Raw genomic sequence first — 12542 nt, 5'->3', positions numbered from 1 at the left:
TAGCATTCTCCCCCCACATACTTTTAGCTGGTTCAGTCACGACGAAAGCATCATTATTCAACTGGTTTATAAAACAGATAAAACCTTCCCATTATTTATCGGGAATATTGTAGCGCTTTCAATTTGTTTTTAAAACCAGGTAATTCATCTTGATACAAGGCGATTTTTGGTAAAGCTATTGAGTAATTTCGCCCCTCCATCTCCAAATGATAAATTGTTGTAGCTATTGAAAGGACTCGTTAAACTGAATAATAAGCAGGCAACCGTTTATGCCGCCATCGCCTTTGTCTTTACAATAGTGATGTTTTATATTTTGCCAGGTTATACCATTACCCTCAGTGGATTACTCGTTGTGATTTTTCTGTCCGTTTTTGTGAGTGACTTTCGATCAACAATAGTTGCTGCAGGGGTTAGCGTAGCCGTAGTTGTTTTCGTTATGCTTCTTTCAAAAGGCGATATAACCACAAAAATGCTCATTGAGTATTTGCTGGTTATTTTCCTGATACTCTTTACCACACTGTTGGTGTTGTACATGAAGCGGCAAAACCAGCACATGAATGTTGAAAAGACGCACATGGCCGCCCTGTATGAAAATGCAACCGAAGGTATCATTCTAACTAATCAAATCGGGCAAATTATCCTTGCAAATCCTGCCACTGAAAAAATGTTTGGCTACCATGTGAATGAGATGATTGGCCATAATGTAGAAGTTCTGCTTCCGCAAAAAATAAGGGAACACCATAGTAAACTACGTGAGACATTTTACCAGCAACCGCAACACCGCTCAATGGGGTCGGGAAGAGACTTGTATGCCCAAAAAAAGAACGGTCAAAAATTTCCGGTTGAGGTAAGTTTGAGTTACTACTATAGAGGCGAACAAAGATTTGTAATTGCATTTATCGTAGACATCACGCATAGAAAGGTGATAGAGGAAAGCATGCGGGTGCAGCAGCACGAACTTGAAAAGGTTTCTAATGAAATCAGAACACTAAATGCTGACCTTGAGATGAAGGTGGAAGAGAGAACGTTGATTTTGAAAGAAGCGTTGAAAAAGCTTGAGGTATCGCAGCGCGAGTTGAGTGAAGCTTTAGACAAAGAAAGGCAGCTTAACGAAATAAAAGGCCGTTTCGTTTCTATGGCTTCGCATGAGTTTAGAACACCCCTAAGTACAGTACTGTCTTCCGCTTCATTACTGGCGCGGTATACGAAAGGCGAAGACCAGGAGAAACGCGACAAACACATTGGCCGCATAAAAGAAGCAGTTAAAAATCTAAATGACATACTGGAAGATTTTCTTTCACTGGGAAGATTAGATGAAGGAAAAATAACCGCTGCTCCCGGTCCTTTTGCTTTGAATGACTTTATTGATGAAACGATAGATGAGGTAAGAGGGCTTTTAAAAAGTGGGCAAAACATTGTTTATAACCACCATGGTGAAGCAGTAATTAATTCGGATAAAAAGTTATTGAAAAACATTTTACTTAACCTGGTATCCAATGCTATCAAATTTTCTCCTGAGAATAGCAATATAGCGGTGGCCAGTAAGGTAGACAGTGAGTTTGCCCGAATAGAAGTGCAGGACAAAGGAATTGGTATATCTAAAGAAGATCAACAGCATCTTTTCTCAAGTTTCTTCCGCGGGGCGAATGCAGTCAACATACAGGGAACGGGGCTGGGGTTACACATAGTAAAGCGGTATATTGACTTACTGAAAGGAAGAGTAGAATTAGATAGTGAATTATTAAAGGGAAGCACAATTACTGTAACCATACCCATCAACTTAACAACTAATGGCAAAGACAATATTGGTAATTGAGGACAACAACGAAATAAGAGAGAACACCGCAGAAATACTTGAGTTGGCAGGGTATAAAACCCTTACTGCAGAAAATGGAAAACGTGGAGTTGAAATCGCATTACGCGAAAAGCCGGCCGTTATTATTTGCGACATTATGATGCCGGAATTAGATGGCTATGGAGTATTGCATTTGTTGAGGAAAAACCCCGCAACAGAAAATACTCCGTTCATTTTTCTTACTGCTAAAACAGAAAGGAGTGATTTTAGAAAGGGAATGGAAATGGGTGCGGATGACTATATCACAAAACCTTTTGACGATAGTGAGTTATTAAGTGCGGTGGAAGCAAGGCTGAAAAGGCTTGAATTATTGGAGCAGAAATATCCATCAACAGTTTCAGGATTGACCGAGTTTATAAAGGATGTAAAAGCTTCGGGATTGCTGAAGCAATTATCGGAAAAATACGACATGTATTCTTTTGAGAAGAAATTAACCATCTATCACGAAGGGAAGCGTCCACGGTACTTATACTTTTTAAACAAGGGCAAAGTAAAATGCGTAAAAGTGCATGAGGATGGAAAGGAATACATCACAAACCTGTACAACGAAGGGGCATTTTTTGGTTATACTGCATTGATCGAAGACTCAATGTACGAGGACACTGCAATTGTGTTAGAAGAGGCTGAGGTTTTACAAATACCCAAAGAGGAATTTTTGCAAATGATATACAGCGATATTACAATTGCAGCAAAATTCATCCACATTATTACGCAAAACGTGAAGGAGAAAGAAGAGCGTTTACTGAACCTCGCCTATAGTTCGTTACGAAAAAGGGTTGCAAAAGCTTTGGTGGATATTGTTGACAAGTTTCAGGTAACAGATACATGCAAGCCAATAGAAATTTCGAGGGAGGAGATAGCTCAATACATAGGAACAGCCACCGAGTCACTAAATCGTACCATCAGCGATTTTAAGGCCGAAGGTTTGATTGATATTAATAAGGGAAAGATTGTGTTTATTAATATGGATAAGGTCAGGAATTTAAGGTACTAAGGCGTAGAACCCGATCCATGGTTCAAAATGAAAAACTTTCCGGCTTTGCTGTCTTTGCCTCCTAGTGTAAAAAAATTTCTCCTATGAATTAGTCGCTTTATCCTGGTATCCATACTCTTCGTTTTCGTTTAATTCTCTTCCATTGTACCGCCCATATTTCAGAATAGTGTAAGCCATCCATATTACCAGCAATGGAGAAATCGAGAACATAAATAGTGAAACATTCAGAGATACTTCCAACCGCAGCATCATAGTATATACGATCAGGTACAAGGTCACAAAAGCGGTGGAAAATTGATAGTTCTTCATCTTGTGTCTTTTTATAAGTCTTTCTAAAAAGTTATAAAAATAGTACCACATTTAGACCGCCTTAGATACCCGCTTTACTTAAACACTAGCAAAGCCTTTTGTACAAATTCATCTGTTTGATTCATTATCTCGTAATAACCTTCGTACCTCCACATTTGGCGGGCAATAAGGGCAGGAATTCTTTTTATGATGTAGGCTTTGTCTTTAACAGACGCTTTTGTAAGATCAACAGAGTCTTTTACAGCGAAAGCTTTCAGCGCATTCCATTCCGGCTCGCCTGCCTTAAAGCGCGCAGAAAGGTCGGTCGTCTTTTTATACTGCTCAAACTCATTTTTATGTTCAATAAAATAAGTATAAATAAAATTGCTCAGGGTTCCTTTTAAATAAAGCTTCATCACTTCTTTCCCCATGCTGGCGGTATCAAAAGGAACATAAATGTCTGGGGTAATGGCTCCACCTCCATATACAATTCTTCCTTTAGGTGTCTTAAATGCCGGACCCGATCTCTTTGTTGTATCACCTTTTAAAACCTCGCCGTTTTGAAAACGTTGCGTTACCTCTCCTTCATATTTATCATATCCTTCTTTGTAAGATTTCTGAATGTTTCTTCCCAGGGGAGAATAATAGCGGGCAACTGTAAGCCGCAACGCAGATCCGTCATTCAGTTCAAACTGCTCCTGCACCAGCCCCTTGCCAAAAGTTCGTCTGCCAACTATTGTTGCCCTGTCCCAATCCTGCAACGCACCGCTTAATACTTCACTGGCACTTGCAGAGCCTTCATCCACCAATAAAACCAAATCGCCCTTTTCAAATAAACCAGGCCGCTTGCATCTGTACTCGTTTTTCGGAACGTGACTTCCTTTGGTGTACACGATCAGCTTGTCTTCGTCTAAAAATTCATCTGCTATGTTTACCGCCTGGCTAAGTAAACCCCCACCATTCCCACGAAGGTCAAGTATGAGTTTTTGCATATTCTGCGCCTTCAATTTTTCAAGCACCTGCATAAATTCAGGATACGTGGTTTCGGCAAATTTGTTTATATGAATAAACCCGGTGTTAGGCGTAATCATATAGGCCGCGTCAACAGAAGGAACGGCGATAGTGCCCCTGTTAACGGTTATCGGTACCAGTTGGCGGTTACGCATTACTGTCAACTTCACCGGGCTTCCACTTTCGCCCCGTAACAATTTCCTTATATCATTTGCCTGCAAATGTTTACCGGCAATATCAATGCTGTCATTAACTTTTATAAATTTATCTCCCACCATCAAACCTGCCTTTGCAGAAGGTCCGCCGGGTAGCACGTTTATAACATTCACCGTATCAGCAAACAATTGAAATTCTATACCAATGCCGCTGAAATTGCCTCTTAAATCATCGTTTATGTATTCAATATCGCTTGCGGGAATAAACACAGAATGTGGATCAAGCTGGTGAAGCAGGCCATTAATAGCACGGTCGCCAAGAGAATCAACAGCAACTTTGTCAACATACCTTAACCTGATCAGGTCCAATACTTCCTGCATCGGACTTTTATTACTAATTGTAAAGAAGTTCTTCACTCCCGAATTCTCGTGCAATTTGTATCCGACCACCATTCCGATAACCATAATTATCGAAAACAATAACGGAAGCCAAACATGCAATCTTTTATTTACCATACTGTCGTTCACTTAAATAGTGTGCGAATTTCACCAATTATGTCTAATAAAAGATAAAGTTCTTTTTATTAGCTGTGCTTTTACAAAAACGTTAAGCATACAAAGCTCAGGGCATTGCTGTCTCAGTAGCAATGCAATTGTCGCCTGCTTTTTTCATATTGTAATGATGCATTCAGTAAAATCTTTGTTTTCACGCCTTCGCGTTAATATTGCTCAATATAAATTTTGGTTCCGGCTTAGGTTCTTCGGGGTGTCATTGGTTGCGTCGCACACTTGTACATTTTTTTCGTCCCTAACGTTTTTTAAAACTGCTTTAGGTGCTTTGCGCGGCAAATTCTAAAAACACCAATAGTTAACTTTTATCATGTTTTTTTCATTGTATTTCAATAGTGGCAAACGCCCTTTTTGAACGTAGTCTATATTCTGGTGGCTTAATTTTTGAAACTTTTTCTCAAAGAATATTTAACAGGGAAGTGTATGAGCAGATTAGTGATTATTTCAAACAGGTTACCATTTTCTTTAGATACGAGCGGAGATCAGGTACAAATAAGACAGAGTTCGGGTGGCCTTGTGTCGGCATTGAAAGGCTATTTTGAGCAGACAGGCAACAAAGAAAGTGACTTCGACGAAAAGATATGGGTAGGAAGTTGCGATTTTTCGGAAGACGATTGGAACGGGAATAAGGAAAGTTTGCAAGGCGCCGATTTTTCTATTGAACCCATTTTCATAGATAAAGCGGTCTACTCAGACTATTATAACGGATTTTCGAATTCTACGATCTGGCCTTTATTTCATTATTTTCCTTCGCTTACAGAATATAAGAAACATGAATTTGAAGCCTATTACAAGGTGAACAGGTTGTTTGCCGACAGGATAATTGAGATCATGAAACCGGACGACGTTATTTGGGTACACGATTACCAGCTAATGATCCTTCCCCAAATGCTCAGAAAGGGGAACCCCGAAGCGACTATTGGTTTTTTTCTTCACATCCCGTTTCCTACTTACGAAATTTTCCGCCTTATTCCACGAGAGTGGAAGACCATGATTATCCAGGGATTATTAGGGGCAGACCTGGTTGGCTTTCATACATATGACTACGCACAGTATTTTATCAATTCTGCTAAAATGATTTTAAGCCTCGATAATCATTATAACACGCTCACCTACTATAATCGTTTAATAAGAGCTGATCTTTTTCCGATTGGCATTGACTTCAACAAGTTTAAAAATGCTTCGGAAAGTAAAGAGGTGATTGCATACAAAGACGAACTTCTCGAAGGCTTTGCAGGTAAAAAAATCATCTTCTCGGTCGATCGGTTGGATTATACTAAAGGGCTTACATATCGTTTGCAGGGTTTTGAAAACTTTCTTGTCAAGTATCCCGAATGGCGCGAGAAAATTGTTTTCGTCTTAAACATCATTCCATCAAGAGATAGTATACCAACTTATGTAGAAAGAAAAAGAACAATCGAAGAAATGGTGAGTACTATTAATGGTAAATATTCAACTATACACTGGCAGCCCATTCTTTACCGCTATAATCACCTGCCGTTTGATGAGTTGTGCGGATTATACGTAGCAGCGAACGTTGCTTTAATAACTCCGCTAAGGGATGGAATGAACCTGGTTGCCAAAGAATACGTGGCAAGTTGCAAAAACGGGGGCGTGTTGATCTTAAGTGAATTGACAGGTGCCGCAAGTGAACTGAACGAAGCCTGTCATGTTAATCCTACTGATGCGGAGGAGATGGCTGACACCATCAACAGCGCGCTGAAGATGCCGTTAGAAGATCAAAAGCAAAGGATGCAGGCAATGCAAAAGCGGCTTTCTGATTATAACGTGGTGCAATGGGTCAATGATTTTTTGGACCAGTTATCTAAAATAAAAAAAGAGCAAAGCCACCTGAAAGTAAAACAGGTAGACCGGAGCGCGGTTGAAAAACTGAGACAGGATTATAAAAAGGCACAGAAAAGATGTATTCTGTTGGACTATGACGGCACCCTGGCTCCCTTAAAGAAAACTCCTTCTGAGGCTGCTCCGACACCAGAGGTACTTGATTTTTTAAAACAACTTTCTACAGATGCAAAAAACGAAGTAGTCATTATTAGCGGACGAGATGCAGATACCCTGCAAAAGTGGCTGGGCCATTTACAACTGAACTTTATTGCGGAGCATGGGTCGGCCATGCGTTACAAAGGAGGTGAATGGAAATTGCAAAGTATGGCTTCAAATAGCTGGAAAGATGAAATTAGGCCCATGTTGGAGAGTTATGTACGGAGATGTGCAGGCTCGTTCCTGGAAGAAAAACAGAGCTCTTTATCCTGGCATTATCGTAACACTCATCCTGGTTTAGGATTTATTAGATCGAGAGAACTTGTAAATAACCTGTCGCAATTAACAACTAACAGCCCGGTGCAGGTAGTTGACGGCAATAAGGTTATAGAGGTAAGATTAACAGGAATGGATAAAGGCGTCACTGCTCTTAAAGTGATTGATAAGTTTATGCCTGATTTTACTCTGTGTATCGGCGATGATACTACAGATGAGGATATGTTTAAAGCGCTGGAAGGTAAAGCGTACACGATAAAAGTTGGAAACGGAGCAACTGCTGCTCATTACAACATTCAAACACAAGCAGAAGTTCTTCCGCTTCTTAAAAAAGTAATGCCTGGAAAGCAGGTTGAGGAAAATCAGGCGGTTAGTAGTTAGTAATCGATGATAAGCGCGATGCTTAAAACCTTGTTTAGGCAACGTAGCTTTGACCTTGCAGAAACTGGAAAATAACGATAATGGCTTGTTATGATTAAAGCAGGTAAAGCACATAAGGAAAGAGTGATACAACTGTTAGCCGAATGTGTTGACAAGAACAAGAGTGTTAACTGGATAGTAAAGCAGGATTCTGAACGAAAACAAAGAATCAGGCATTTAATCGATTATTCTTTTGACGCCTGTATAGACTTAGAGCAGGTTTACCTGAATGAAGATGAGAACGGCGTGATTATCAGCAGCATGTCAGATGACAAGTTGCCTTTTTTGGAAGAAGCTTACCTGACAGCACGTTTTGTTTTGCAAGTGACAGGTGTAGAAGGTATAGCCAAAGCTTTGCGACGCGAGGAGTACATTAAGTCTTTTCATCCGCAAGATGAGGAATTTATTTACATCTGGTTTATAGCAGTAGATAAAGCACAGCAGGGTAGAGGTATAGGTGCAAAAATGTTGAAGGAGATTATTGACAAAAGCAATAACGAGAATATGGGCATTTACCTGGAGACTTCAGAAGATAGCAATGTCGCTTTTTACCGAAAACATGGCTTTGAAATTTACCACACTTCCGAAGAAGAAATATTCGGTTTTCATTTATACTTTTTAAGAAGGTTGCCTGGTACCTTAGAAAGTACTTCGCAGTTATAGCGGTATTTGTAACACCTTTTCAAGAGTCTGTTAACTGCCCCCCTTTCGCCTATAGTTTAAAAGTACAAGAGTGCGACGCAACAAAAGGTACATATGGATTAACCGCTGGTATCCCACAAAAAAATTAAAGCAGAAGGAAGAGTGCTGTACGTAGTAGTAGCACTCTTCCTCTTTATAAAGTTACAAAGTCTCTTTTAACCATTTATAAAACTCGCGTTGCCAAACAAGTGCGTTTTGTGGCTTCAGCACCCAATGATTTTCGTCGGGTAGGTAAAGTAATTTGCTTTTAATGCCGCGTAACTGAGCGGCCTGGAACGCCTGTAAACCTTGCTCAATCGGTACCCGGAAATCTTTGCCCCCCTGGATAATAAAAATAGGGGTGTTCCACTTTGCAACATTATCTATCGGGTTAAATTGGTTAAAGCTTTTTTGAGCCGCCCTATTATTTTTGTCCCAATAATAACCGCCGTTTTCCCAATTGGTAAACCACAACTCTTCGGTAGTGCCACTCATACTTTTAAGATCGAAAACGCCGTCGTGAGATATAAATGTTTTGAACCGGTTGTTATGAATGCCTGCAAGATAAAACACAGAATAACCGCCGTAACTGGCGCCAACACAGCCCAGCCTCGCTTTGTCAACATAGGGTTCCTTGCTCGCGTCATCCATTGCAGAAAGGTAATCTTTCATCACCTGGCCACCCCAGTCTTTGCTAATGGCTTCGTTCCATTCCTGCCCATGGCCGTACATGCCGCGGCGATTAGGTGCAACAATGATGTATCCATTTGCTGCCATTAACTGAAGGTTCCATCGAAAAGAATAGAATTGTGTCAGGGGCGACTGAGGCCCGCCCTGGCAATATAAAAGCGTGGGATACTTTTTCGATGGATCAAAATTTGGTGGAAACATCATCCATACCAACATTTTTTTATTGTCGGTTGTAGTCACGTATCTGCGCTCAAATTTACCTGTTGCTAATTTGCTATATACTTCATCGTTTACGTGTGTTAATTGTTTTAAAGCACCGGTCGTAAGATCTACAGTATACAGTTCGGCCGCGTGGTTCATATCGGTTCTTGTTACCACCATGGTATTGCCTGCTTGTGCTACCAGGCCACTTATGTCGAAGTCTCCATGAGTAATTTGCTTTACCTCAGGCACTTTCATTGTCAAGCCCGGATAGTTGACCACAAACAATTGTAACGTTCCATCTACTGCTGCATTGAAATAAATGTTGCGGCCATCGGCGCTCCACTTAAAGGCATCTACACTTCCATCCCAGTGTTGTGTCAGGTTTATTTTACTGGTTCCGGTGTTTACGATCAGGTCTTGTTTGTCGGCTTCATAACCTTCGCGCTTCATGCTCAGCCATGCCAATTGCCCCTTGGGAGAGAAAGCAGGCGCCTGGTCATAACCCATCATTCCCTGGGTTAGGTTAAGGGTAGTTCCGGTTGTTAGATTGTAAGAGAAAATATCTGTGTTAGTGCTGACGGCATAAGCAGTTCCTGACTTAGGCTTAGTTACATAAACAATGTTTCCATCGGGAGACCAAATAAAATCTTCGTCTCCTCCATATGGTTTTTGCGGCGAGTCGTAAGGCTGGCCAGCCATAATATCTTTACGTTCGCCGGCCTTACCAATAGGTTGCACAAATATGTGGCTGAACGCGCCATCTTCCCATTCGTCCCAATGGCGGTAATTCAACTGGTCGTAGATATGAGCACTTGATTTTGAAAGCTCCGGATAAAAATCTTTAGCAAATACGTTCTTAACTTTTACATCATCTGCCAGCAGTAAGAATTTTCCATTTGGCGAAATATGGTCATTTTTAATGTAATCATTGCTGTCAGCAATTTCTTTTGCAGCTCCACCGGTCATTGGAATTAAGAAAGTTTTCTTACTGCTTTTATTCAATTCGGCATTAGGAGTACTTACGGTAAAAACTACATTAGCGTTATCTTTTGTAATACCCACACCTGAAACCCTTCCTAATTTCCAAAGCAGTTCTGGTGTCATCGTTTGCTGCGCTACTAACGAAAAACAGAGACCCACAAATGCTGCTAATAAAACAATTCTTTTCATTGATAGAATTTGAAAAAGAAAGATAAGAAAAACGGGTCAACCTTTTAGTTGCCACAGTCCGAGATCTAGCCAGGGGCTTTAAGGAGGTAAAGAGAGGATGGTTTAGGGTGATCAACCAGATGAAACACTCACTCATTATGACAGCGTTTTTTGAGTGAATGGATGAATTGGTAAAACAGTTATGAAACGAAGGTTTACTTTCTGGTTTTAATATCACTATTTTTCCTCATTAGAAAAACGAACGGCTATGCAAAACCAAAGCGATCAGTCATACGCATTACGACTTTTACCGGGGCAGGATTTGAGGGAGAATATTGAAACATATGTAAACGAGCATAAAATTCAGGCAGGGTGGGTGGTTGCGTGTGTAGGTAGTCTTACTGATTATAATATAAGATTTGCAAATGCAAACGCGGGTACGAGAGGCAGGGGACATTTTGAAATTGTTAGCCTTACTGGTACATTGTCGCAAAACGGATCTCATCTTCATATCAGTATTAGCGACACTACCGGAAAAACAATCGGCGGACATTTACTACAAGGGTGTAAAATTTTTACCACCGCTGAAATAATCTTAACCGGGTCTGCAAAATATATTTTTAGTAGGCAAAAAGATGGAAGCACCCCGTGGGAAGAATTACAGATAACGGAATTAGAGGAATAACTGCGCGGCTACATCCGAATGAGCGAAAAGGCCGGGAGCGAGATATGGGGAAGTTTTTTGAGAACGATTTATTCTTGAAATCAATGAGACTTACACTTTTTATTCTGAATATGTATGCCGTCTTTGATTTAATTGCTAGTTCGTTTCACTTATCAGATGCTACTGGTATACTTCCGAAAGGAGATTAAAAGCGTTGCAATAGGCAAAGAAAAGAGCAGCAATGATTACAATAGGTAACGGTCCATCGCAGTTTACCCAATTTTAAATCCTGTATTGCCTTGGGGTGTTTATATCAGCGTTGATCTTTTTGACCCCTGCTCTCCGTAGCGTTCCACAGGACAATTACCAAGACGAAATGATATGGCATTTTGTATCCTGTATTTTGAAAACCTATTTCTGGTCTACCTTCTAACGTCAATTTATAACTTCAACTTCCGTTGAAAATTACCAGCTGTAGTCGAGTTTTTATTTCCAGCTATAGTTGAGCTGACATACAATAGAGGGGGTAGTTGTTACTTTTCACTTTTGCCGAAACAACTACTAAAAGTACAAGTGAGTGACACAACAATGTTTAATAGCACCACAACAGCCGGCTCAATAATTATTATCAAATACTATCCATCTATTATCACACTTGCCCACTCCACGTAGTGTTCCCCATGCAACTCCAGCAGTAAATGATACGAGGAACAACAATTTGACGAGGGTGTCTGACAAACAACACAACGACTATTCGGATTTTTTACTCTAACGATGGTTCACATCCTCCATCATTTCGGCCTGCACTTACCTCATGTTTACTTGTAGCCTTTCAGGATATGAATTAATCAATCAATTAATTATTTTTAAGTGAATGATACCTGTTGCAACGTTTCAACATTTAATAACTCAAAAGACAAAAGATGCGCAAACACTTTTATCTAATAATAGAAATAGTTCTGCAGTTTACTTAATGGGATATGCGGTTGAATTTGCACTAAAAAGAAAGATTTGTAGCACACTTAACTTCTTTAATGGCTTTCCTGAAACTCGGGCAGAACTGGCTTATTATATTTCCCATTGGAATAGTGTAGGCACTCCGTCGCCTACCGGCAAATCAATTAAAGGAAATTAAAAACCATGATTTGGAAAAGCTTCTTACTTATTCAGGTGCAGCACTAACAATAAAGGCTACACTGTTATTTGAATGGGAAGCAATCGTTAATTGGGATCCGGAAAACAGGTACGTAATTCAGAGAGTATCGAAAGAAAATGCGGAAAGGTTTATAAAATCAGCAAAAAAAATAATCAGAGAATTATTATAAATTTACAAAGTGAAATCAACAAGAGAAAATACGGTTATTAAAAAAGCTCCTAAAAAATTAGCAGCAAAGAAAACCATGGGACAGTTGGCAGTTTCACCAAAAGGTGAACAGCATGTCATTCCTCTTGGTAACGGATGGGTTGTAAAAACACAGAGCTCTAAAACTTTCACCGTTATCACCGATAATAAGAAGGATGCGGTTGAAATAGCAACATCTATAGCTAAAACAAAAAAGTCTGCTGTTATTGTTCACGGCAAGT

Annotated in this window: 11 protein-coding genes; 8 read left to right on the top strand and 3 right to left on the bottom strand. The window is 40.1% G+C overall.

The features are described from left to right. Nucleotides 1-226: 226 nt before the first annotated feature. Both JWR87_RS05725 and JWR87_RS05720 read left to right on the top strand, forming a co-directional pair. Entirely contained in the window at nt 227-1816 is a 1590-nt protein-coding gene (locus JWR87_RS05725) for a PAS domain-containing sensor histidine kinase (RefSeq protein ID WP_297816731.1), read from the top strand. Continuing rightward, complete coding sequence (locus tag JWR87_RS05720) at nt 1791-2849, top strand: response regulator (protein ID WP_297816728.1); 1059 nt, start codon at nt 1791-1793, stop codon at nt 2847-2849. Before JWR87_RS05725 ends, JWR87_RS05720 begins: the two co-directional genes overlap by 26 nt. An 81-nt stretch (nt 2850-2930) precedes the next feature. Here JWR87_RS05720 and JWR87_RS05715 read toward each other — a convergent pair whose 3' ends face one another. Further along, on the bottom strand, nt 2931-3158 hold the full coding sequence (locus tag JWR87_RS05715) for a hypothetical protein (RefSeq protein ID WP_297816723.1): 228 nt from the start codon (nt 3156-3158) through the stop codon (nt 2931-2933). A gap of 74 nt (nt 3159-3232) precedes the next feature. Next, nucleotides 3233-4831, bottom strand: a complete 1599-nt coding sequence (locus tag JWR87_RS05710) for a S41 family peptidase (protein WP_297816719.1) — start codon at nt 4829-4831, stop codon at nt 3233-3235. 465 nt (nt 4832-5296) lie between these two features. On the opposite strand from JWR87_RS05710, the gene JWR87_RS05705 reads away from it, so the two are divergent. Beyond that, nucleotides 5297-7531, top strand: coding sequence for a bifunctional alpha,alpha-trehalose-phosphate synthase (UDP-forming)/trehalose-phosphatase (locus JWR87_RS05705; RefSeq protein WP_297816716.1), 2235 nt, complete (start codon nt 5297-5299; stop codon nt 7529-7531). Between the two features lie 90 nt (nt 7532-7621). Beyond that, nucleotides 7622-8233 carry a GNAT family N-acetyltransferase gene (locus JWR87_RS05700; RefSeq protein ID WP_297816713.1) on the top strand — a complete coding sequence of 204 codons (612 nt, stop codon included), beginning with the start codon at nt 7622-7624 and terminating at the stop codon, nt 8231-8233. A gap of 180 nt (nt 8234-8413) precedes the next feature. On the opposite strand, the gene JWR87_RS05695 is transcribed toward JWR87_RS05700, so the two are convergent. Beyond that, the gene (locus tag JWR87_RS05695) at nt 8414-10315 is read right to left on the bottom strand and encodes a S9 family peptidase (protein WP_297816711.1); all 1902 of its coding nucleotides are present in this window, start codon (nt 10313-10315) and stop codon (nt 8414-8416) included. Between the two features lie 247 nt (nt 10316-10562). Between JWR87_RS05695 and JWR87_RS05690 the strand changes: the two genes are divergently transcribed. The 4 genes from JWR87_RS05690 to JWR87_RS05675 form a co-directional block, all read left to right on the top strand. Continuing rightward, complete coding sequence (locus JWR87_RS05690; RefSeq protein ID WP_297816708.1) at nt 10563-10979, top strand: PPC domain-containing DNA-binding protein; 417 nt, start codon at nt 10563-10565, stop codon at nt 10977-10979. 853 nt (nt 10980-11832) lie between these two features. Continuing rightward, nucleotides 11833-12093 carry a hypothetical protein gene (locus JWR87_RS05685; protein WP_297816705.1) on the top strand — a complete coding sequence of 87 codons (261 nt, stop codon included), beginning with the start codon at nt 11833-11835 and terminating at the stop codon, nt 12091-12093. A 10-nt stretch (nt 12094-12103) separates the two neighbouring features. Further along, nucleotides 12104-12283, top strand: coding sequence for a hypothetical protein (locus JWR87_RS05680; protein ID WP_297816701.1), 180 nt, complete (start codon nt 12104-12106; stop codon nt 12281-12283). Nucleotides 12284-12292: 9 nt separating this feature from the next. Next, a partial coding sequence (locus JWR87_RS05675; RefSeq protein WP_297816699.1) for a DUF2188 domain-containing protein occupies nt 12293-12542 on the top strand: 250 nt, incomplete at its 3' end.

This window comes from Segetibacter sp. (assembly GCF_025963695.1).
In the GTDB taxonomy this organism is placed as follows: Bacteria; Bacteroidota; Bacteroidia; order Chitinophagales; family Chitinophagaceae; genus Segetibacter.
Note: the sequence above shows the minus strand (reverse complement) of the source record. Positions and strands in the feature narration are given on the sequence as shown.

Coding starts and splice junctions, on each gene's coding strand:
- JWR87_RS05720 (WP_297816728.1), top strand. CDS start 1,791: ATGGCAAAGACAATATTGGTAATTGAGGACAACAACGAAATAAGAGAG.
- JWR87_RS05715 (WP_297816723.1), bottom strand. CDS start 3,158: ATGAAGAACTATCAATTTTCCACCGCTTTTGTGACCTTGTACCTGATC.
- JWR87_RS05705 (WP_297816716.1), top strand. CDS start 5,297: ATGAGCAGATTAGTGATTATTTCAAACAGGTTACCATTTTCTTTAGAT.
- JWR87_RS05700 (WP_297816713.1), top strand. CDS start 7,622: ATGATTAAAGCAGGTAAAGCACATAAGGAAAGAGTGATACAACTGTTA.
- JWR87_RS05695 (WP_297816711.1), bottom strand. CDS start 10,315: ATGAAAAGAATTGTTTTATTAGCAGCATTTGTGGGTCTCTGTTTTTCG.
- JWR87_RS05690 (WP_297816708.1), top strand. CDS start 10,563: ATGCAAAACCAAAGCGATCAGTCATACGCATTACGACTTTTACCGGGG.
- JWR87_RS05685 (WP_297816705.1), top strand. CDS start 11,833: ATGATACCTGTTGCAACGTTTCAACATTTAATAACTCAAAAGACAAAA.